Source organism: Limnospira platensis NIES-39, from assembly GCF_026000695.1.
GTDB lineage: Bacteria > Cyanobacteriota > Cyanobacteriia > Cyanobacteriales > Microcoleaceae > Limnospira > Limnospira platensis.
Map to the genome: position 1 here is coordinate 1,732,393 of NZ_AP026945.1, position 25,098 is coordinate 1,757,490.

Consider the following 25,098-nt stretch of genomic DNA (forward strand, 5'->3'; position numbering starts at 1 on the left):
AGTTCCTGATTTACCAAACCAGGGGAGAACACTTAAACCCATATCCTCCCCTGTTTCCATCTTCCCCCTAATACTTGATCACTATTAAGGAGTCCCATTATGACTGGTGTTAATATCCCGACCACCCTCGCTCTCATATCTCGCCGAGTTATTCCCGGTAATAGTCTACTAAGCACTAATAATATTGAATTAATTTTTCCCGCTGACCCCATTCCTGGTAAATTTCAAACCTTTGGGGGGGCGATCGGGGATACCATGACCGGAGCCAATGGGGAACTCTTATTTATTCCTGAACAACCAGTTTTACAAGCTGTTTCGATCGCTACCAGTTCCATTGTTTATCTTGAACAAACTGACTCAGGCTTGCAAAGCCTCACCGGACAAGCCGGAGAAACTTTACCTGGTGGTGGCGGGGAAATTCTCTTTCGACCAGAGGGTTTTGAGTTTCCCGCACCAACTCCCGCACCAACTCCCGCACCAACTCCCGCACCAACTCCCGCACCAACTCCCGCACCAACTCCCGCACCAACTCCCGCACCAACTCCCGCACCCGACCCAGACCCGGAACCAGACCCGGAACCAGAACCCGCACCCGACCCAGAACCAGAAATCATCACCATACAAGGTTCAGGAGTTGGTACAGAGGGAAACGATACCATTCTCGGTAGTGATTTGAATGATGCGATCGATGGCTTGAGTGGTGATAACATCATTTTCGGCTTAGGGGGAGATGACTTTCTGCGAGGAGGTGATGGCGCAGACTCCATTAATGGCAATGCCGGTAATGATACCATCTATGGTGGCGGCGGAGATGATTGTCTGCGGGGTGGTCAAGGTAATGATTTAATTTTTGGTGAAGGTGGGAATGACCTGTTATTCGGCGATAAAGATGCTGATACCCTCTTCGCTGTCTCTGGTAATAACACCATGTATGGAGGTCAAGGTAATGACAGCCTCATAGGGGGTGAAAATGACGACCTGATGTTTGGCGATAAGGGTAACGATACATTAGTAGCTGGTGGTGGTAATAATACCCTTTACGGTGGTGCTGATAATGATTTCCTGTTTGGTGGGACTGGTAACGATTTACTCTTTGGTGATGATGGTAATGATGAACTCGTCGGTGGAAAGGGAAATGATACTATATTTGGCGGTCCCGGTGACGACATAATTTTTGGCGGTGATGGTAATGATATATTAAGAGGCGGAAAGGGTAACGATCGCATCTTTGGAGATGAAGGTAATGATTTACTAGAAGGCGGTCGTGGTGTTGATACCCTCACTGGTGGTGGTGGTAGAAATATATTTGTTGTTGGCTTAATTGTCAGTGCGTCTGAAGGTGGCGGTAGTGTAATTACAGCTACCACTGGCGGCGCTTCCCCAGAATTAGCAGATTTGATCACCGACTTTCAAGCTGGTGTTGACAAAATTGGATTAACCGGAGGACTCACCTTTGCAGATATCGAAATTCGTCGTGGTGAAGGTGCCAATATCAGAAATACATTGCTAATAGACCGCAATACCGGAGACTTTTTAGCAGTTTTATTAAATATAGATCCAGCCATGCTGGATGAAACAGATTTTATCATCGATCCAGACGGACCCTTAGTAGATCCTGAACCCGAACCCGAACCCGAACCCGAACCCGAACCCGAACCAGGACCAGACCCCGAACCAGGACCAGACCCCGAACCAGGACCAGACCCCGAACCAGGACCAGACCCCGAACCAGGACCAGACCCCGACCCCGAACCTAGTCCAACTCCAACTCCAACTCCAACTCCCAGTCCTAGTCCTAGTCCCGAACCTACTCCCACCCCTCCGGTTCCCACTCCCCCCCCGGTTCCCACACCAACACCAACACCAACACCAACACCAACACCAACACCAACACCAACACCAACACCAACACCGACTCCCACCCCTTCTGATGGTATTTCAGCCGGAAATGATACCCTTAGTACAGCACAAAACAGTTCCTTAAACGTTAATAATTCTACTCTATTAGAGAATGATAGTCCGTCAAGACCAGGGGATATTCTCACCATCATAAATCTACCTTCAACTACCAGCGAAGGTGGCACAATCATCGAGGATACTAATTCATCTTTTGTCTATACACCACCCAGCGATTTTGTGGGGGTAGATAGTTTCGTTTATACAGTTATAGATAGTGATGATCAAACCGCTAATGCTACCGTTTTCATTGAGGTAGAATTAGTTAATGATCCTCCGGTAATTGACCTCAATTCTGCTGATGCTGGTAACGATTTTAGCACCAACTTTACCGAAGGAGATGATCCTGTTTTCATTGGCGCACTTGGTAGCATTAGCATTAGCGATCCAGATGGTGATGATATAGTTTCAGCCACTGTTACTATTACCAACCCAGCCAATGGAGAAGAAGAAGGTTTATCAATTACCGGGTCTTTATCTCCCAATATTACCGCCGATGCTTATGACCCAAATACGGGAGTTTTACTACTCAGTGGAACTGCGCCTGCGGTAGCTTATGAAGATGCAATTTCCCGAATAGTTTATAATAACACATCCCCAGCACCAGGTACAAGCGATCGCCTAATTACCGTCATCCTTAGTGATGGTATTGAAGACAGTAATCCCGCCAACTCTATCATTAGGATTACTGCCATTAATAACCCCCCGACCAATACAGTTCCCGAACCACAAGAAACCGATGCAGAAACCTCCTTAGTATTCAGTGAAGAGAACAACAATTCCATTAGTATTTCCGACCCTGATGCTGGTAGTAACCCAGTAGAAGTTAGCCTAGTTGCCACCAACGGCATTTTAACAGTCGGCACCAATACAGAAGGCGTGCAAATTAATGGCAGCGACACCGAAACCCTAACCCTGACAGGTGTAATAGGTTCAATTAACCGCGTCCTAGATGGTTTAACCTTTACCCCCACCGACCAATTTAACGCTCAAAACGGAGAGTTAGAAATTACCACCAACGACCTCGGAAACACCGGAGAAGGCGGTCCTTTAACCGACACAAGTACCATCACCATTAACGCTCTTAATTTACCTCCCAATGCACTAGATGATGTAGCCACAACAGTTACCAATACACCAGTGATTCTGGCTCCCGAAGAACTTATCGCTAACGATAGCGACCCCAACGAAGATGAACTAACCCTAACTGAAGTCGGGAATGCCGTAGGTGGAACCGCTCAACTCACCAGTGATGGCATTCAATTCACCCCAACTCCCAATCTACAAGGTCGAGCAAGTTTCGATTATACCATTAGTGACGGCAGGGGAGGAACAGACACAGCAACAGTTACCGTAGTAGTAAAACCATCACTAGAAGAAGCAGACGACATTCTAGCCAATGATATTTTCAATGTCGATGCTGCATCAGGTCTTCTCGCCAGTGATACTCCTATCGAAGAAGATACACTCAGTATCGTAGACTTTGACCAAACCAGTGAAAGGGGAGCCTCAGTACAAGTTAACCCTGATGGTAGTTATACATTCGACCCCAGGGATGTCAATGCTTTTCTACAGTTGCGAGAAGGGGAACAGATTGTAGACACATTTAGTTATACCATTAGCAATGGTCTAGGTAGTACCGTTACCGCCACCGTCAGCATTACCGTAACCGGAGTTAATGAACCTCCTGTAGCTGTCGATGACAGTAATAGTACCCTAGCTAATACAGTCTTAACCGTGAGTGAGACTGAGGGAGTTTTGGTTAATGATACCGACCCCGAAGGCGGTCCGTTAGAGGTAGTTGATTTTAACCCTAATAGTTCTCAGGGTGCTACAGTTACCGTTAATCCTGATGGTAGCTACACCTACGACCCAACCACAGTAGAATCATTTGTAGCATTGCGCTTTGGTGCAACCTTAGAAGATACCTTCACCTACACAGTAGCTGATGATATGGGTATTACAGCCACCGCTACTGTCACCATTACCGTCACCGGGGTTAATGAACCACCCAGTAACAACCTACCAGAAACCCAAGCCACTAATGCTGATATACCCCTAGTATTTAGCACAGAAACTGATAATCCCATTACCATTGCTGACCCAGACGCGGGGGATGACCCGTTAGTGGTGACTATATCGGCGACCAATGGGACAGTTACCCCAGGGGAAAATACCGAAGCCGTGGAGGTTACTGGGGAAAACACGGAAACTCTGACCTTAACTGGTACTCTCTCAGCTATTAACCAAGCCTTAGAAGGGTTAACATTTACCCCATTACCAGAGTTTCTCAACGAAAATGGTAGCTTGGAAATTACGACTAATGACCAAGGTGGTGGAGATCCTGATAATCCTTTAACGGCTACAGATACCATCACCATTGAAACCCTAAACCGACCACCCGTCGCGGAAGATGATCAGGTTGATGCTTTACTAAATACTGCCATAAACATCCCTGGGGAAACTTTACTAGCTAATGATAGCGACCCTGATGGTGATGTTCTCACTATCATAGAAGTGGCTAATGCTAATAACGGTACAGTAGACCTAGACCCAGAGGCGGGTGATGTGTTATTTACTCCCGACTCGGACTTTCTCGGAGCAGCTAGTTTTGAGTACACCATTAGTGATGGACGTTCAGGTACTGACACGGCTACGGTGACGGTGCTGGTAAAATCTCTCCCTACGGCTGTTGATGACGAGAATAACACCTTTGCTAACCAAATTTTGAGTGTTGAGTCATCGGAGGGGGTTCTCGCCAATGACTTCGATTTAGACGGGGATGCGTTAACGGTTGTGGCTTTTGATGGCAGGAGCGTTCAGGGTGCTACAGTACAAGTTAATCCCGATGGTAGTTATACATTCGACCCCAGAAATGCTAATGCTTTATTGGCGTTGCGGGAAGAACAGGAGATAGTTGATACTTTCACGTACACTATCGAGGATGTTGATGGTAATCAGGATACGGCGACGGTCAGCATTACTGTAACTGGAGTTAATGAACCTCCTGTAGCTGTCGATGACAGTAATAGTACCCTAGCTAATACAGTCTTAACCGTAAGTGAGACTGAGGGAGTTTTGGTTAATGATACCGACCCCGAAGGCGGTCCGTTAGAGGTAGTTGATTTTAACCCTAATAGTTCTCAGGGTGCTACAGTTAACGTTAATCCTGATGGTAGCTACACCTACGACCCAACCACAGTAGAATCATTTGTAGCATTGCGCTTTGGTGCCACCTTAGAAGATACCTTCACCTACACGGTAGCTGATGATATGGGTAGTACGGCGACGGCTACTGTCACCATTACCGTCACCGGGGTTAATGAACCACCCAGTAACAACCTACCAGAAACCCAAGCCACTAATGCTGATATACCCCTAGTATTTAGCACTGAAACTGATAATGCTATTACCATTGCTGACCCAGACGCGGGGGATGACCCGTTAGTGGTGACTATATCGGCGACCAACGGGACAGTTACCCCAGGGGAAAATACCGAAGCCGTGGAGGTTACTGGGGAAAACACGGAAACTCTGACCTTAACTGGTACTCTCTCAGCTATTAACCAAGCCTTAGAAGGGTTAACATTTACCCCATTACCAGAGTTTCTCAACGAAAATGGTAGCTTGGAAATTACGACTAATGACCAAGGTGGTGGAGATCCTGATAATCCTTTAACGGCTACAGATACCATCACCATTGAAACCCTAAACCGACCACCCGTCGCGGAAGATGATCAGGTTGATGCTTTACTAAATACTGCTATAAACATCCCTGGGGAAACTCTACTAGCTAATGATAGCGACCCTGATGGTGATGTTCTCACTATCATAGAAGTGGCTAATGCTAATAACGGTACAGTAGACCTAGACCCAGAGGCGGGTGATGTGTTATTTACTCCCGACTCGGACTTTCTCGGAGCAGCTAGTTTTGAGTACACCATTAGTGATGGACGTTCAGGTACTGACACGGCTACGGTGACGGTGCTGGTAAAATCTCTCCCTACGGCTGTTGATGACGAGAATAACACCTTTGCTAACCAAATTTTGAGTGTTGAGTCATCGGAGGGGGTTCTCGCCAATGACTTCGATTTAGACGGGGATGCGTTAACGGTTGTGGCTTTTGATGGCAGGAGCGTTCAGGGTGCTACAGTACAAGTTAATCCCGATGGTAGTTATACATTCGACCCCAGAAATGCTAATGCTTTATTAGCGTTGCGGGAAGAAGAGGAGATAGTTGATACTTTCACGTACACTATCGAGGATGTTGATGGTAATCAGGATACGGCGACGGTCAGCATTACTGTAACCGGAGTTAATGAACCTCCTGTAGCTGGCGATGACAGTAATAGTACCCTGGCTAATACGGTTCTAACTGTGAATGCGCCTACAGGTGTGTTGAGTAATGATACAGACCCGGAAGGCGGTCCGTTAGAGGTGGTTGATTTTGACTCTAATAGTTCTCGGGGTGCTACAGTTAACGTTAATCCTGATGGTAGCTACACCTTTGACCCAAGGGAGGTAGAATCATTTATAGGATTGCAGGAAGGGGAGACTTTAGAAGATACCTTCACCTACACGGTAGCTGATGATATGGGTCTTACAGCCACCGCTACTGTGACTATTACTGTGACAGGGGTTAATGAACGTCCTGTTGTGGATCTGAGTCCTGATGATTCGGAAACTCTGAATTTTGCGACTACTTTCACGGAAAAACAGCCACCAGTGACGATCGCCTCTGCTGATGGTATTAGCATTACCGACCCTGATAATGATAGCCTAGTGGGGGCTACTGTCAGGATTACTAATCTGTTGGATGGGGATTTTGAGGAATTAGCAGTTAATACAGGTGATACCGATATTACGGCTAATTATAATCAAGGTACGGGGGTATTAACACTCTCTGGGGAAAATTCCCTGAGTGTTTATGAACAAGTCCTGGCAACGGTAACATATATAAATCGTTCCCTCGATCCCAATACAAGCGATCGCCGGATTGAAGTAGTGGTAAATGATGGCAGGGATAATAATAACCCCCTAGCTGTTAGCACTATTTCTGTGGTGGCGGTTAATGACCCCCCGGTGATTGATTTAGATACGACTAACAGTGTCGCTGGCGGTAACAACTTCGCTACTACCTTTGAAAGGGGAGGAGAGCCAGTGACGATCGCCTCTGCTGATGGTATTAGCATTACCGACCCTGATAATGATAGCCTAGTGGGGGCTACTGTCAGGATTACTAATCTGTTGGATGGGGATTTTGAGGAATTAGCAGTTAATACAGGTGATACCGATATTACGGCTAATTATAATCAAGGTACGGGGGTATTAACACTCTCTGGGGAAAATTCCCTGAGTGTTTATGAACAAGTCCTGGCAACGGTAACATATATAAATCGTTCCCTCGATCCCAATACAAGCGATCGCCGGATTGAAGTAGTGGTAAATGATGGCAGGGATAATAATAACCCCCTAGCTGTTAGCACTATTTCTGTGGTGGCGGTTAATGACCCCCCGGTGATTGATTTAGATACGACTAACAGTGTCGCTGGCGGTAACAACTTCGCTACTACCTTTGAAAGGGGAGGAGAGCCAGTGGCGATCGCTTCTAATAATGTCAGCATTACCGACCCAGATAATACTACCATCCAATCCGCAACTATTACTCTGACCAATCCCATCAATCGGGAAGATGAGGGTTTATCCGTCATTGGCGGACTTCCGGGGGGTATCACCGCCGAAGCCTATAATCCAGAAACGGGGGTTCTTAGCCTCTCTGGTAGTGCATCTTTCGCCAACTATCAAACAGCTATTTCCCGCGTGTTTTACAACAATACCTTAAATCGTCCTGACACTACAAACCGCATAGTAACAGTGGTTGTTAATGATGGCAGTGATGACAGTAATGAACCTCGGACAACTATTGATATCCTGCTTATAAATCGGCCTCCGGTGGCTGTGGATTATGGTCCAGTTTACACCAACGCTAGAACTCAATTCTCCTTTAACCCTGTTTCTAATGATACCGATCCAGATGAAGATCCGCTTACCTTAGAAAGTATCAGAGGCACGTCTGACTTCGCACTGGTAACTCCTAGCGGCAATTTCATCAATTATACTCGACTTAGTAATGACACGCTAACTGATGAGTTTTCCTATGTCATTAATGATGGACAGGGTGGAACCGCCACCGCTATGATTAGCGTTGAATGGCTACCCCGACCTACTGATGATCCACAAACAGTTACAGGGGGTGAATTTGGTGACTTCTTAACTGGTGGCGCTGGTAATGATACCCTAATTGGTCTAGGGGGTAATGATACCTTATTAGGATTGGGTGGTAATGATACCCTAGTCGGTGGTTTGGGGAGTGATTCTTTGGTAGGAGGAGCGGGAAATAATCGCTTTTTATACCAGAGTCCTGATGATGGTGGCGGCACAGCATTTAATGCTGATAGCACAGGTAGTATTAACGAACAAATTGGTACGGGATTATATGATACGATCGCCGATTTCACTGGTCTGGGAGAGGCGGAAGGAGATGCGATCGCCTTTTCTAGTGGTTTTATTCCCAATACTGACCGCATTCTCCTAACCGTTCAAACTGATATTTCATCTAATGTCTTGGATGGAAATAATCTGTTTGCTTATGATGATGGTAACCATACCTACATAATTTATGATGGTGATGGTGATAATACCACCGGGGAAGACTCCCAGATTTTAGCCAGACTCCAAAATATCACAGGGGTAACTGAGTTATCACCCGATGATTTTATGATTTTTTAGAGAGTCTGACCCGCCTCTTATAGGCGGGTAGCTCTGGCTTGTGGTGAGGAATATAGCTACCTCCATAACCACCCCTACTGGTGGATATGGTATGATCTCACTTCAAGCCCAACCTTTTTCGTAGCCAAGTCGCACCCATAAATAATAAGGGAGTTGCGATGAGCCCCACACTGATAAAATGTAGGGGAAAATGGAAGTAACAATACCATAAAATCAGAACTCCATAGGTCGAGTCTATATGGTCAAACAGATAGGTAATCATATTCGCTTCTTCTCCGGGCGCAATATTTAGCCTTCGTTTGATATAAGAGTTGGGTAATTCAGACAGGTTAAACACCAACCCAGTCAGTAAACCAAATTCAACCCCATTAAAATCTTGGAAATGGATGGCAAAATTTGGGTTAATTTCCCCCAATGATTCTAGGAATTGAAACGCAATTACACTCACCATAAAAGTCAGCGGAAGGCTAATTAGACCCCGCCATTTTTTATTTTCACCAAACCATTCTTTTTGCACCGGGAAGTTGAATAGTTGAAACGGGGGAGTTTTCCATAAGAAGGCTTCTAAAACTCCGGCCACAAATAGCCCGCAGGCTATCCACATCAAATTAAGTAAGTCCCAGGTTAGCATTAGTAATGTATCAGATAATTCCATAACCATAGATTAATAGAGTCAATCCATTATCCATTATCCCGCGCCCTAGGTAGTGGGAAACGGTAATCACATTACCGACTCCCAAGCATATCTGGGGGCTGATTCCATCTATCTCCAAAAAAACTTGACATATCAGCTCCTAAGATATATAGTTAGAGATGAGGTAAGAAAATGTCTCGTCCGCTTTGAGAATTTCCGCAACCCAGGGGGCTGGTGAGTCTCTACTACAAACCCTCTGGGTTCTGAAGTTGCCGACTCCCAAGCATATCTGGGGACTGGTTGCATCTACGTCGAAAAAAACTTGACATATCAGCTCCTAAGATATATAGTTAGAGATGAGGTAAGAAAATGTCTCGTCCGCTTTGAGAATTTCCGCAACCCAGGGGGCTGGTGAGTCTCTACTACAAACCCTCTGGGTTCTGAAGTTGCCGACTCCCAAGCATATCTGGGGACTGGTTGCATCTACGTCGAAAAAAACTTGACATATCACCCCCTCTAAAAACTCTAGTCAGAGGGAGGGGAGATTTGTCGTGGATAGTCTTGAGAATTACCACAGCCCCCTGGGCTGGTGAGTCTCTACTACAAACCCTCTGGGTTCTGAAGTTGCCGACTCCCAAGCATATCTGGGGACTGGTTGCATCTACGTCGAAAAAAACTTGACATATCACCCCCTCTAAAAACTCTAGTCAGAGGGAGGGGAGATTTGTCGTGGATAGTCTTGAGAATTACCACAGCCCCCTGGGCTGGTGAGTCTCTACTACAAACCCTCTGGGTTCTGAAGTTACCGACTCCCAAGCATATCTGGGGACTGGTTGCATCTACGTCGAAAAAAACTTGACATATCACCCCCTCTAAAAACTCTAGTCAGAGGGAGGGGATATTTGTCGTGGATAGTCTTGAGAATTGCCACAGCCCCCTGGGCTGGTGAACCTCTGCTACCAACCTTCTGGGTTCTGAAGTTCACCGATTATGGCTTTTTCAGGAACTGTATTTTACCTAACTCATTTCATGTCTAATCCCAAAACCCTCACCATTCCCTACTCCCGTCATTTCCTAGAATGGCTAGACCAACAGCAACTCAGCCTAGGACTGACCACCTATCAAACCAACCGCCTTTGTCTAATCGGTATCCAACCCGACGGCCAAATTTATACCCCCGTATGGGAATTTGACCGTCCCATGGCACTTCATGCCACCTCAGACCGCCTCTACCTCGCCACCCGCTATCAAATTTGGCGACTGGAAAACGTCCTCGAAGCTGGTCAACTGCTGCAAGACAAATGCGATCGCCTTTATGTCCCCCGAGTCGCCCACACCACCGGAGACCTAGACATCCATGCTATAGCGATCGACCCCAACCAAAACCTAATTTTTGCCAACACCGAATATAGCTGTTTAGCCACACTCCACCCCCAACACAGCTTTACCCCCTTATGGAAACCCGAATTTATCTCCAAACTCGCCCCCGAAGACCGTTGTCACCTCAACGGAATCGCCACAGTTAATGGCATCCCCCGCTATGTTACCGCCATCAGCCAATCAGACGTAGCCTCCGGTTGGCGACACCAAAGGCGAGACGGAGGAATCGTCATCGACATTCACACCAACCAAATCATCGCCCAAGGTTTATCAATGCCCCACTCTCCCCGGTGGCATCAAAACCAACTCTGGCTACTCAACTCAGGCACCGGAGAACTCGGCTATATTGACAACAACCAATTTATCCCCGTCACCTTCTGTCCCGGCTACGGACGGGGGTTAATCTTCATTGGCAATTATGCCATAGTCGGACTCTCCAAACCCAGAGACTATCACTTCTGTGGCTTATTACTCGAAGAAAAACTACAACAAAAACAAGCCGCCCCCCGTTGTGGCATCGTGATCATCGACATCACCAGCGGGGACATCATCGAATGGCTAGACATGGACACCGAGGCCAGCGAAATCTACGATGTCGCCATTCTACCCCAAGTCCGTTGTCCCATGGCATTAGGATTCAAAACCGGGAACATCTCCAAACTCATAACTATCGGACAACCCATCAACTTAACCCCACCCCAAACCTCCCCCAACTCCAACCCAGAAACCCTGCTATTTCGAGGCATCAACTGTCAAAACTCCCAGCTAACCCCCGCCATAGCCCTAACTAGCAACCTCAGCAAACAACCAATTATTGACCCCCCACAAGCCACCTTCAGCCCCCCATCATCTCCCCCCAAAAACACAACCTATCAACAACACTTTGAACAAGGTCAAGCCCTCAAAAAACAGGGTCAATTAGCCGGCGCCGAAACCTGCTTTAAAAAAGCCATACTCGCCAACCCCAACTATATCCCCGCCCACAATAACCTAGGTACATTGCTGCAACAACAACAGCGATACAACGAAGCCATAATCTGTTATCAAAACACCCTGAAACTGAACCCCAACCTCCCCGAAACCCTCGCCAACCTCTGCTCAATTTATCTGCTGCAAGACCAACTCCAACCCGCAGAAGCCGGACTCAAACGCGCCCTAGAAATGAACCCCCAATGTGTTCCCGCCCTGTACAACCTCGGCTTACTGTACAAACAACAAGCTAAATTAGAAGCAGCCATCAAACTCTTTCAAGCCGCCGCCAGCCACCAACCCAACTACACAGAAGCCTACTTCCAACTCGCCGAAATTTGGGAATTTCAAAGTCAATTTACCCTAGCTAAACTCGCCTACCAACGAGTGCAACAACTCAACCCGAACTACCCCGCCATATCACATCACATCGAATTTGTCAAGCTCAATTTATGTGATTGGGAAAATTACCACCAATTTATCAACAATATAATCCAAAGCGGTGCTATTCTGGCTCCCTTTCAACTAAACGCCCTTCCCATTCCCCCGGAACTATCCCAGAAAGTCGCCCAGAAAAAAGCCGCCAGCATTAGCCAAGCCATTAGCCAAAACCCCCTGAAATTCAACTACCAGAAAACCGACAAATTGCGACTGGGTTATATCTCTCCCGAATTTTATAGTCACGCCGTCGGGCGACTAATTAAAGACATATTTAAACAGCATAATCGCGGGGAATTTGAAGTCTTTAGTTATCACCTATTAAGCGCCCATGATGAAGTCACCGACCAGATAATTCAGGGCGGCGATGAATTTCGGCATCTCGACTCCCTCAGCGCCCCGGAAGCCGCCCAGCAAATCAACAATGATGGCATCCAAATCCTCATCGATTTAGCGGGATATACCGGATACAATAAACCGGAAATCCTAGCCTATCAACCCGCCCCAATACAAGCCAGTTTTCTAGGATATCCCAACACCATGGGAGCGGAATTTATCCAATATTTAATCACCGATAACTGGGTAGTTCCTGATAGCTTATCCCCATTTTATACCGAAGAAATCATCTATCTACCCCATCAATTCATCTGTTCCCAGATGGACATAGATGACCAACCCTTAAACCGCTCGGATTTCGGATTACCAGAAACCGGATTTGTGTTTGCCTGTTTTAATCGCCACTACAAAATTAGCCCCGACTTATTTCAAGTCTGGATGCAGCTATTACAGGAAGTAGAAGGCAGCGTCCTGTGGCTATCCTTAGCCGTAGAAGAAACCCTCAGCCACCTGCGCCAAACTGCCAAGGCTGCGGGAGTAGACCCCCAACGGCTAATTTTTGCGCCCAAAATCCCCCATAACCAATATTTAGCCCGTATGGAATTAGCCGATTTAGGACTAGATACTTGGAACTATAACGGCGGTTCCACCACTATTGCCGCCCTGTATGGAGGCTTACCCGTCTTAACCAAACCAGGTGTCACTAATGCCTCCCGAATGGGAGCCAGTATTTGTGCCAGTGCCGGAGTAACGGAAATGATATGTAACAGCGCCGTTGACTATCAAGAAAAAGCCCTACATTGGGCAACTAATCCCCAGGAATTGCAGCAGTTAAGGCAGCGGATAAAGGGTCGAGATAGCCCCTTATTTGATGTCCCCCAATTCGTCAAGAATTTCGAGACAGCTTTGCAGCAAATCTGGCATCGTTAAACAGTCCATTGAAATCCATGTATTTTTTAATATTAAGGACAGATATTTATGTCGAACCAAGCACCCCAACTAACAACTACCAACTTCACCCTAACAGCAGTTAACCAAGGCACCACCGACCCCACAGGAGATAACCTAGGGACAATAATTGACAGCATCATCGTTGATAGACCCGTTGCCTTCAGCCTCAATACCAATATCTCCCTGGCGGGTGTTTACCGTAGTTCCGTAGCCACAGCAGACTTCAATGGCGACGGCGATATCGACATCCTGCTCACCGGCCGCAATAGTAGATTTCAACCCATCAGCCGAGTGTATCTCAACGATGGCAGTGGGGGATTTACCCAGGCCACCAATATCTCCCTGACCGGTGTTGACTTTAGTTCCGTAGCCACAGCAGACTTCAATGGCGACGGCGATATCGACATCCTGCTCACCGGCCGCGGTAGTGGCGATAACCGCATCAGCCGAGTGTATCTCAACGATGGCAGTGGGGGATTTACCCAGGCCACCAATATCTCCCTGACCGGTGTTTACGTGAGTTCCGTAGCCACAGCAGACTTCAATGGCGACGGCGATATCGACATCCTGCTCACCGGCCGCGGTAGTGGCGATAACCGCATCAGCCGAGTGTATCTCAACGATGGCAGTGGGGGATTTACCCACGCCACCAATATCTCCCTGACCGGTGTTTACTATAGTTCGGTAGCCACAGCAGACTTCAATGGCGACGGCGATATCGACATCCTGCTCACCGGCCGCGATAGTAGCAATAACCCCATCAGCCGAGTGTATCTCAACGATGGCAGTGGGGGATTTACCCACGCCACCAATATCTCCCTGACCGGTGTTTACCGTAGTTCGGTAGCCACAGCAGACTTCAATGGCGACGGCGATATCGACATCCTGCTCACGGGCATGGATAGTAGCAATAACCGCATCAGCCGAGTGTATCTCAACGATGGCAGTGGGGGATTTACCCACGCCACCAATATCTCCCTGACCGGTGTTGACTTGAGTTCGGTAGCCACAGCAGACTTCAATGGCGACGGCGATATCGACATCCTGCTCACCGGCCGCGATAGTAGCAATAACCGCATCAGCCGAGTGTATCTCAACGATGGCAGTGGGGGATTTACCCACGCCACCAATATCTCCCTGACCGGTGTTCGCTATAGTTCGGTAGCCACAGCAGACTTCAATGGCGACGGCGATATCGACATCCTGCTCACCGGCCGCGATAGTAGCAATAACCCCATCAGCCAAGTATACACCAATGACACTGTATTTGCCTCACCCGCCAAAGCCATCTATGAAGCTGACAGCAGCAACGGCACCTGGCAATACAGCACGGACGGCGACACGACTTGGGTAAACTTCCCAACAGTTAGCGAAACCAACGCCCTACTCCTGGACGGCAGCAGCCAAGTCCGGTTTGTCCCCAACCCCGACTACAGAGGAGAAGCCACTTACAACTTCCGCGCCTGGGACCAATCAGATGGACTGTCAGTGGGGACTACGGCCGACGTTAGCACCAATGGCGGCACCACGGCTTATAGTGGCGATACGGCCACCGCCACCATCACCATCAACCCGGTCAAACAAGCACCAATTCTCAGTCAAACGGAGTTTACCCTAACAGCAATTGACGAAGACAGCACCGACCACACAGGAGATAACCTAGGGACAATAATTGGTGACAGCATCACCGTAGATGAACTGACTAACATCTTAGACTTCAGCCTCAATACCAATATCTCCCTGACCGGTGTTTACTTTAGTTCGGTAGCCACAGCAGACTTCAATGGCGACGGCGATATCGACATCCTGCTCACCGGCCGCAATAGTAGATTTCAACCCATCAGCCGAGTGTATCTCAACGATGGCAGTGGGGGATTTACCCACGCCACCAATATCTCCCTGACCGGTGTTTACTTGAGTTCGGTAGCCACAGCAGACTTCAATGGCGACGGCGATATCGACATCCTGCTCACCGGCCGCGGTAGTGGCGATAACCGCATCAGCCGAGTGTATCTCAACGATGGCAGTGGGGGATTTACCCAGGCCACCAATATCTCCCTGACCGGTGTTTACGTGAGTTCCGTAGCCACAGCAGACTTCAATGGCGACGGCCATATCGACATCCTGCTCACGGGCATGGATAGTAGCAATAACCCCATCAGCCGAGTGTATCTCAACGATGGCAGTGGGGGATTTACCCACGCCACCAATATCTCCCTGACCGGTGTTTACTTGAGTTCGGTAGCCACAGCAGACTTCAATGGCGACGGCGATATCGACATCCTGCTCACCGGCCGCGATAGTAGCAATAACCCCATCAGCCGAGTGTATCTCAACGATGGCAGTGGGGGATTTACCCACGCCACCAATATCTCCCTGACCGGTGTTTACCGTAGTTCGGTAGCCACAGCAGACTTCAATGGCGACGGCGATATCGACATCCTGCTCACGGGCATGGATAGTAGCAATAACCGCATCAGCCGAGTGTATCTCAACGATGGCAGTGGGGGATTTACCCACGCCACCAATATCTCCCTGACCGGTGTTGACTTGAGTTCGGTAGCCACAGCAGACTTCAATGGCGACGGCGATATCGACATCCTGCTCACGGGCTTCGATAGTAGCAATAACCGCATCAGCCGAGTGTATCTCAACGATGGCAGTGGGGGATTTACCCACGCCACCAATATCTCCCTGACCGGTGTTGACTTTAGTTCCGTAGCCACAGCAGACTTCAATGGCGACGGCGATATCGACATCCTGCTCACGGGCCGCGATAGTAGCAATAACCGCATCAGCCAAGTATACACCAATGACACTGTATTTGCCTCACCCGCCAAAGCCATCTATGAAGCTGACAGCAGCAACGGCACCTGGCAATACAGCACGGACGGCGACACGACTTGGGTAGACTTCCCAACAGTTAGCGAAACCGACGCCCTACTCCTGGACGGCAGCAGCCAAGTCCGGTTTGTCCCCAACCCCGACTACTACGGAGAAGCCACTTACAACTTCCGCGCCTGGGACCAATCAGATGGACTGTCAGTGGGGACTACGGCCGACGTTAGCACCAATGGCGGCACCACGGCTTATAGTGGCGATACAGCCACCGCCACCATCACCATCAACCCGGTTAATGATGCCCCGGTCCTCGATAATAGCCAGGACATCGAATTTGCCTTTAATGAAACCTTAGAAGCTACCCCCCCCACCGGAGAGGTCGGCTGGCTAATTAGCGAAATAGTCACCCTTGGTGAAAACGTCACTGATGTAGATAGTGACCCAGTTACAGGTATCGCCATCACCGCCCTAGATGAAACCAATGGCACTTGGTACTACAGCCTTAATAACGGCACAGAATGGACAGCAGTGGGGGCCGTCTCGGACACCAGCGCCTTGTTACTCCCAGACAATCCCAATACTCGCCTATTCTTCTCGCCCAACGCCAACTTTCGTGGCACAGTCAACAACAGCATCACCTTCCGCGCCTGGGACCAAACCTTTGGTAATGCCGGAGACTCGGAAAATGTCAGCATCAATGGAGGTACTACGGCCTTCAGTGCGGAAACCGACACCATCACCATCATTGTAGAACCCCTGCCCCGCATTGCCAGTGTTAGCGTTCCCACGGCCAATAACTACGGCATTGGACAGGAACTCGAATTTACCGTCACGTTCTCACAAGCGGTGACTATCTCTGGTGAAGTCTCCCTGCCCATTACCCTGGATACCGGGGGTGTGGTGAATGCCGCCCTGGTGGGTGATGGGTCATCTGCTACCACCCACAGCTTCCGTTACACGGTTGCCGAAGGAGATGAAGACTTAGACGGGATAGAAGTAGGGGCAGAACTGATTGTAGCAGATGGAGCTACCATTGTCAATAGTAATGGCATGAGTGCAGTTTTAACACTCAATGCGATCGATGATACCACTGCCATATTAGTCGATGGCATAGCACCGGATGCACCAACGATTACCACTACTGGCGCAACCAAGGATACCACCCCAGAAATCACGGGAACCGCAGAACCGGGAAGCACAGTAGAGATATTCCTAGATGGTACAAGTCTTGGGACAGCCACTGCTGATGATTCAGGGAACTGGACATTTACCCCAGCCACAGCCTTAGCAGAAGGTGAGTTTAGCTTCACGGCATCTGCCACTGATGCTGCGGGTAACACATCAGATGAATCGACTACAGTTAGCTTAACTGTCGATACTAGCGCACCGGATGCACCAGAAATCACCACCAGTGATATCACCAACGGTGTGATTGAAGGAACCGCAGAACCCGGAAGCACAGTAGAAGTCTTCCTAGATGGTAACTCTATCGGTACAGCCACTGCTGACGGGGATGGTAACTGGACATTTACCCCAGCCACAGCCTTAGCAGAAGGTGAGTTTAGCTTCACGGCATCTGCCACTGATGCTGCGGGTAACACATCAGATGAATCGACTACAGTTAGCTTAACCGTCGATACTAGCGCACCGGATGCACCAGAAATCACCACCAGTGATATCACCAACGGTGTGATTGAAGGAACCGCAGAACCCGGAAGCACAGTAGAAGTCTTCCTAGATGGTAACTCTATCGGTACAGCCACTGCTGACGGGGATGGTAACTGGACATTTACCCCAGCCACAGCCTTAGCAGAAGGTGAGTTTAGCTTCACGGCATCTGCCACTGATGCTGCGGGTAACACATCAGATGAATCGACTACAGTTAGCTTAACCGTCGATACTAGCGCACCGGATGCACCAGAAATCACCACCAGTGATATCACCAACGGTGTGATTGAAGGAACCGCAGAACCCGGAAGCACAGTAGAAGTCTTCCTAGATGGTAACTCTATCGGTACAGCCACTGCTGACGGGGATGGTAACTGGACATTTACCCCAGCCACAGCCTTAGCAGAAGGTGAGTTTAGCTTCACGGCATCTGCCACTGATGCTGCGGGTAACACATCAGATGAATCGACTACAGTTAGCTTAACTGTCGATACTAGCGCACCGGATGCACCAGAAATCACCACCAGTGATATCACCAACGGTGTGATTGAAGGAACCGCAGAACCCGGAAGCACAGTAGAAGTCTTCCTAGATGGTAACTCTATCGGTACAGCCACTGCTGACGGGGATGGTAACTGGACATTTACCCCAGCCACAGCCTTAGCAGAAGGTGAGTTTAGCTTCACGGCATCTGCCACTGATGCTGCGGGTAACACATCAGATGAATCGACTACAGTTAGCTTAACTGTCGATACTAGCGCACCGGATGCACCAGAAATCACCACCAGTGATATCACCAACGGTGTGATTGAAGGAACCGCAGAACCCGGAAGCACAGTAGAAGTCTTCCTAGATGGTAACTCTATCGGTACAGCCACTGCTGACGGGGATGGTAACTGGACATTTACCCCAGCCACAGCCTTAGCAGAAGGTGAGTTTAGCTTCACGGCATCTGCCACTGATGCTGCGGGTAACACATCAGATGAATCGACTACAGTTAGCTTAACTGTCGATACTAGCGCACCGGATGCACCAGAAATCACCACCAGTGATATCACCAACGGTGTGATTGAAGGAACCGCAGAACCCGGAAGCACAGTAGAAGTCTTCCTAGATGGTAACTCTATCGGTACAGCCACTGCTGACGGGGATGGTAACTGGACATTTACCCCAGCCACAGCCTTAGCAGAAGGTGAGTTTAGCTTCACGGCATCTGCCACTGATGCTGCGGGTAACACATCAGATGAATCGACTACAGTTAGCTTAACTGTCGATACTAGCGCACCGGATGCACCAGAAATCACCACCAGTGATATCACCAACGGTGTGATTGAAGGAACCGCAGAACCCGGAAGCACAGTAGAAGTCTTCCTAGATGGTAACTCTATCGGTACAGCCACTGCTGACGGGGATGGTAACTGGACATTTACCCCAGCCACAGCCTTAGCAGAAGGTGAGTTTAGCTTCACGGCATCTGCCACTGATGCTGCGGGTAACACATCAGATGAATCGACTACAGTTAGCTTAACTGTCGATACTAGCGCACCGGATGCACCAGAAATCACCACCAGTGATATCACCAACGGTGTGATTGAAGGAACCGCAGAACCCGGAAGCACAGTAGAAGTCTTCCTAGATGGTAACTCTATCGGTACAGCCACTGCTGACGGGGATGGTAACTGGACATTTACCCCAGCCACAGCCTTAGCAGAAGGTGAGTTTAGCTTCACGGCATCTGCCACTGATGCTGCGGGTAACACATCAGATGAATCGACTACAGTTAGCTTAACTGTCGATACTAGCGCACCGGATGCACCAGAAATCACCACCAGTGATATCACCAACGGTGTGATTGAAGGAACCGCAGAACCCGGAAGCACAGTAGAAGTCTTCCTAGATGGTAACTCTATCGGTACAGCCACTGCTGATGATTCAGGTAACTGGACATTTACCCCAGCCACAGCCTTAGCAGAAGGTGAGTTTAGCTTCACGGCATCTGCCACTGATGCTGCGGGTAACACATCAGATGAATCGACTACAGTTAGCTTAACTGTCGATACTAGCGCACCGGATGCACCAGAAATCACCACCAGTGATATCACCAACGGTGTGATTGAAGGAACCGCAGAACCCGGAAGCACAGTAGAAGTCTTCCTAGATGGTAACTCTATCGGTACAGCCACTGCTGACGGGGATGGTAACTGGAGTATCACGAGTGAGGAGCTCAGTGCCGGAATTTTGACAGCTACAGCCACTGATGCTGCGGGTAACACATCTACTGTATCAGAGGATTTCGAGTTAGAGGAACCCGTAGACGAGGAACCCGTAGACGAGGAACCTGTAGAAGAGGAACCTGTAGAAGAGGAACCCGTTGATGAGGAACCTGTTGATGAGGAACCTGTTGATGAGGAACCTGTTGATGAGGAACCCGTTGATGAGGAACCGGTAGACGGTGAAACTCCTGTAGACAGTGAAACTCCCGTAGACGGTGAAACTCCTGTTGATGGTGAAACTCCTGTTGACGGTGAAACTCCTGTAGACGGTGAAACTCCTGTAGACGGTGAAACTCCTGTAGACGGTGAAACTCCTGTAGACGGTGAAACTCCTGTAGACGGTGAAACTCCCGTAGACGGTGAAACTCCTGTAGACGGTGAAACTCCCGTAGACGGTGAAACTCCCGTAGACGGTGAAACTCCTGTTGATGAGGATGAACCCGTAGACGGTGAAACTCCTGTAGACGGTGAAACTCCTGTTGATGGTGAAACTCCTGTTGATGGTGAAACTCCTGTTGATGGTGAAACTCCTGTTGATGAGGATGAACCCGTAGACGGTGAAACTCCTGTAGACGGTGAAACTCCTGTAGACGGTGAAACTCCTGTAGACGGTGAAACTCCTGTTGATGGTGAAACTCCCGTAGACGGTGAAACTCCTGTTGATGAGGATGAACCCGTAGACGGTGAAACTCCTGTAGACGGTGAAACTCCTGTAGACGGTGAAACTCCTGTAGACGGTGAAACTCCTGTAGACGGTGAAACTCCTGTTGATGGTGAAACTCCCGTAGACGGTGAAACTCCTGTTGATGAGGATGAACCCGTAGACGGTGAAACTCCTGTAGACGGTGAAACTCCTGTAGACGGTGAAACTCCTGTAGACGGTGAAACTCCTGTAGACGGTGAAACTCCTGTAGACGGTGAAACTCCTGTTGATGGTGAAACTCCCGTAGACGGTGAAACTCCTGTTGATGAGGATGAACCCGTAGACGGTGAAACTCCTGTAGACGGTGAAACTCCTGTTGATGGTGAAACTCCTGTTGATGAGGATGAACCCGTAGACGGTGAAACTCCTGTAGACGGTGAAACTCCTGTTGATGGTGAAACTCCTGTTGATGGTGAAACTCCTGTTGATGGTGAAACTCCTGTTGATGAGGATGAACCCGTAGACGGTGAAACTCCTGTAGACGGTGAAACTCCTGTAGACGGTGAAACTCCTGTAGACGGTGAAACTCCTGTAGACGGTGAAACTCCTGTAGACGGTGAAACTCCTGTAGACGGTGAAACTCCCGTAGACGGTGAAACTCCTGTAGACGGTGAAACTCCTGTAGACGGTGAAACTCCTGTAGACGGTGAAACTCCTGTTGATGGTGAAACTCCCGTAGACGGTGAAACTCCTGTTGATGAGGATGAACCCGTAGACGGTGAAACTCCTGTAGACGGTGAAACTCCTGTTGATGGTGAAACTCCTGTTGATGAGGATGAACCCGTAGACGGTGAAACTCCTGTAGACGGTGAAACTCCTGTTGATGGTGAAACTCCTGTTGATGGTGAAACTCCTGTTGATGGTGAAACTCCTGTTGATGAGGATGAACCCGTAGACGGTGAAACTCCTGTAGACGGTGAAACTCCTGTAGACGGTGAAACTCCTGTTGATGGTGAAACTCCCGTAGACGGTGAAACTCCTGTTGATGAGGATGAACCCGTAGACGGTGAAACTCCTGTTGATGAGGATGAACCCGTAGACGGTGAAACTCCTGTAGACGGTGAAACTCCCGTAGACGGTGAAACTCCTGTAGACGGTGAAACTCCCGTAGACGGTGAAACTCCCGTAGACGGTGAAACTCCTGTTGATGAGGATGAACCCGTAGACGGTGAAACTCCTGTAGACGGTGAAACTCCTGTTGATGGTGAAACTCCTGTTGATGGTGAAACTCCTGTTGATGGTGAAACTCCTGTTGATGAGGATGAACCCGTAGACGGTGAAACTCCTGTAGACGGTGAAACTCCTGTAGACGGTGAAACTCCTGTTGATGGTGAAACTCCCGTAGACGGTGAAACTCCTGTTGATGAGGATGAACCCGTAGACGGTGAAACTCCTGTTGATGAGGATGAACCCGTAGACGGTGAAACTCCTGTAGACGGTGAAACTCCTGTTGATGGTGAAACTCCTGTTGATGGTGAAACTCCTGTTGATGAGGATGAACCCGTAGACGGTGAAACTCCTGTTGATGAGGCTCCTGTGCAAGATGATGTGATTCCCACAATTCCTTTTGTGTTTGTGATGCCTCAAATGCCACCCAATGAACCGACTCGTGGACCTATTGTTGAGGAGACTCAAGAAACACCGACACCGCCGGTGACACCACCTGGGGTTTTTACGTTGTACAACCCGGCTAATTTCGTTGCTCCTATCTCCTTCCCTGTGTTGTTATCGCCGGAAATGATGCCACGGGCTTCGGGAGTTTTCACCAGTGATGATGGCGTAATTCAGGGAACACAAGGGGATGATGTGATTGTGGGTACTGAAGAAGATGATATTATCCTCGCGGGTCAAGGGGATGATATTGTTATTGCTGGCGATCGCAATAATTTGATTTTCGGCGAAGCGGGTAACGATACCCTCATTGGCGGTCCGGGAAATGATACCCTGTTTGGCAACCAAGGAAATGACCTGATTTTTGGTGGCTCGGGCAATGATGAAATCTATGGCGGTCAAGGAAATGACACTATTTCTGGTGGCGGCGGAAATGACCTGATTTTTGGTGGTCTGGGTGATGATTTCATCGAAGGAAATGAGGGTAATAATACCTTGTTTGGCAACCAAGGAAATGACACCATTTTCGGTGGTTCAGGAGATGACCTTATCTATGGTGGTCAAGGAAATGACCTGATCCATGGAGGTTCGGGAAATGATACCCTATTCGGAGATGCAGGAAATGACACTATCTTTGGTGAAGAAGGTGATGACCTGATTTTTGGTGGAGAAGGTGATGATATCCTAATTGGTGCGGAGGGTAATGATACCCTCACCGGTGGAGAGGGTCGCGATCGCTTTGTGATTGCTGCTACCCATGGCACTAATACGATTACTGATTTCACCGTTGGTCAGGATATGATTCTCCTTGATGGTGGATTAACTTTTGAGGAATTGACGATCGCCTCTGTTGGTAGTCAAACCCAGATTATCTTAGGGTCTCAAGTGCTGGCGGAACTTTTGGGTGTGGACGCTAACGCCATTACCCAAAATGACTTCGACACTTTTGTATACTAACTAGGTACTTGTGGGGGCTTTTTGCCCCCACTGTCTCTGGTTATGGTCTCCCTAATATGTTCCAAGCTACTCGAAGACGTTTAGCTTCATGGTATACTGCTGTAACTGCGGTGTTGTTGGTCTTATTCGCTAGTGGATTTTATCTGTATGTCCGCAATACGTTAATCGATCGCATTGATGACACCCTCAATCATGTAGTAGAAGTAATTGAGCGATCGCTTGTCATTGAACCCGTTAACAGCCCCATTTCTCCATCTTCAGCTATGGGGGTGGGGCTTTATCAGGTTAATGTCGAGGCGAGTTTTCGCAATAATGTTGATGCTGCCGCCGATGACGATCATATTGATTTAGAATGGTTCAGCCCCACCGGAGAGTTATTATGGTCTACCCTCTCTGAACCCCTTGATATTCCCCTCCATACCCACCGCAATGGCGAAACCGTCCGGTTAACTGATCATCATTGGTCTTTGATTACTCAACTGTCCGCAGATCCTAACCCCACTTCCCAGAAAATGGTATTGCGACAGGTGACAGACCGCGTAGAAAGGGGTCGCCAGGTGTTGGGATATTTGCGGGTGAGTCATCCCTGGTTTGAGGTGACAAAGCCTATTCGTCAATTATTAACCGATTTGGCTATGGGGGGGGCGATGATTTTAATTTCCGTGGCGGCTATTGGTTGGTTTTTATCGGAATTAGCGATCGAACCTGTGCGAGAATCCTATCAACATCTTAAACAGTTTACCGCTGATGCTTCCCACGAACTCCGTAGCCCGATCGCCACTATTCAAACTAATGTGCAGGTGGCTTTAGCAGAACCTGATCTTAATGCAGATATTCATCAGCAATTACAAGTAATTGAACGTTTGACTAGGCGCTTAGGTCGCTTGGTGGATGATTTGCTATTTTTAGCCCGAACTGATGGCAAAATTGTCGAATCTCAGTTTACTTCTGTTCCCCTCGATGCTTTGCTAATGGAGGTGATAGAAGAACAATCTGCTAACGCCGAGGCCGCTGATATTAATTTATCACTAAATTTAGTTGATCCTCCTTCCCTGTGGTGGGCGGGTGATACCTTACCCCCAGAAACAGAAACTGATTGGTTTACGGTGGAAGGCGATCGCCATCAATTAGTTCGGCTGTTGATTAATTTAGTTAGTAATAGCCTCCGCTATACTCCCACGGGCGGAGAGGTGTCTTTAACCCTGCAATATCTCCCCAAAAATAAGCGATCGCCACGTCCTACTCACTCCAGAGAATGCTACCATTGGCAAGAACAGTTTGAAGGCTTGCAGGTCATAGTCAAAGATAATGGTATTGGTATCCCCCCAGAAGCTATTCCCCACATTTTCGATCGCTTTTATCGAGTAGATCCAGCCCGCCCCCATGTAGAAACCGCCCAACCCCCAGGCGGTAGGGGAATCGCCGGTTCCGGGCTAGGTTTGGCGATTGTATCAGCGATCGTTGAGAATCATCGAGGTAAAATTGACGTGGAAAGTCAAATTAATCAGGGAACAACAGTTACTGTCACCTTTCCCGTCCCACCAACTAATTGATCATCTGGGTGTGTGGTAGTGGGTAAGGGCGGGTTATGG

The 25,098-nt window shown here is 48.5% G+C and carries 5 protein-coding genes; 4 read left to right on the forward strand and 1 reads right to left on the reverse strand.

The window, feature by feature from the left end; translation table 11 throughout:
* Positions 1–99: 99 nt before the first annotated feature.
* On the forward strand, positions 100–8,745 hold the full coding sequence (locus N39L_RS08620) for a cadherin-like domain-containing protein (protein ID WP_014274943.1): 8,646 nt from the start codon (positions 100–102) through the stop codon (positions 8,743–8,745).
* A 97-nt stretch (positions 8,746–8,842) separates the two neighbouring features.
* Here N39L_RS08620 and N39L_RS08625 read toward each other — a convergent pair whose 3' ends face one another.
* On the reverse strand, positions 8,843–9,376 hold the full coding sequence (locus tag N39L_RS08625; protein ID WP_014274944.1) for a CDP-archaeol synthase: 534 nt from the start codon (positions 9,374–9,376) through the stop codon (positions 8,843–8,845).
* 1,032 nt (positions 9,377–10,408) lie between these two features.
* Between N39L_RS08625 and N39L_RS08630 the strand changes: the two genes are divergently transcribed.
* From N39L_RS08630 to N39L_RS08640, 3 genes are read left to right on the forward strand one after another with little or no spacing between them, the layout of a single operon-like run.
* Positions 10,409–13,432 (forward strand): TIGR03032 family protein, encoded by a 3,024-nt coding sequence (locus N39L_RS08630; RefSeq protein WP_070105221.1) that lies wholly within the window; start codon positions 10,409–10,411, stop codon positions 13,430–13,432.
* A gap of 48 nt (positions 13,433–13,480) precedes the next feature.
* Entirely contained in the window at positions 13,481–23,506 is a 10,026-nt protein-coding gene (locus N39L_RS08635) for an Ig-like domain-containing protein (RefSeq protein ID WP_434221554.1), read from the forward strand.
* Between the two features lie 56 nt (positions 23,507–23,562).
* A complete protein-coding gene (locus N39L_RS08640) occupies positions 23,563–25,059 on the forward strand; it encodes a sensor histidine kinase (RefSeq protein ID WP_014274949.1) in 1,497 nt (498 codons plus the stop codon).
* Positions 25,060–25,098 lie beyond the last annotated feature (39 nt).

Coding starts and splice junctions, on each gene's coding strand:
- N39L_RS08620 (WP_014274943.1), top strand. CDS start 100: ATGACTGGTGTTAATATCCCGACCACCCTCGCTCTCATATCTCGCCGA.
- N39L_RS08625 (WP_014274944.1), bottom strand. CDS start 9,376: ATGCTAACCTGGGACTTACTTAATTTGATGTGGATAGCCTGCGGGCTA.
- N39L_RS08630 (WP_070105221.1), top strand. CDS start 10,409: ATGTCTAATCCCAAAACCCTCACCATTCCCTACTCCCGTCATTTCCTA.
- N39L_RS08635 (WP_434221554.1), top strand. CDS start 13,481: ATGTCGAACCAAGCACCCCAACTAACAACTACCAACTTCACCCTAACA.
- N39L_RS08640 (WP_014274949.1), top strand. CDS start 23,563: ATGTTCCAAGCTACTCGAAGACGTTTAGCTTCATGGTATACTGCTGTA.